Annotated in this window: 1 protein-coding gene; it reads right to left on the reverse strand. The window is 68.2% G+C overall.

Translation table 11 applies throughout. The features are described from left to right. Window positions 1–292: LssY C-terminal domain-containing protein (locus QN345_RS20110; protein ID WP_323509250.1), on the reverse strand; the 292-nt coding region annotated here is incomplete at both ends.

Raw genomic sequence — 292 nt, forward strand, 5'->3', positions numbered from 1 at the left:
TCCGTCTGGATCGTGTCGCCGCCGCCGTTGCGTGCGTGGTATCCGCTCGCGAAGTCCCGGATCAGGTGCACCCGAGCCCCCGAGCCGGCGTGCAGAAGCGAGTCGACGATGTGGTCCCGCTCGATGTCGGTGTTCTCGTCGATCTTGTGCGTGATCTGCAGGGTGAACAGCGAGAAGCCGACGGCACGATCGAAGGTCCCCGCCGCGAGCCAGTCGACCCTCGTCCCACCGGGGAGCAGCCAGCCGTCGGGGCAGCGCCAGAACCGCACGTGGTGCCGCTTGGCCGGATTCT

It is taken from the genome of Cryobacterium sp. 10I1, from assembly GCF_035019805.1.
Lineage (GTDB): Bacteria > Actinomycetota > Actinomycetes > Actinomycetales > Microbacteriaceae > Cryobacterium > Cryobacterium glucosi.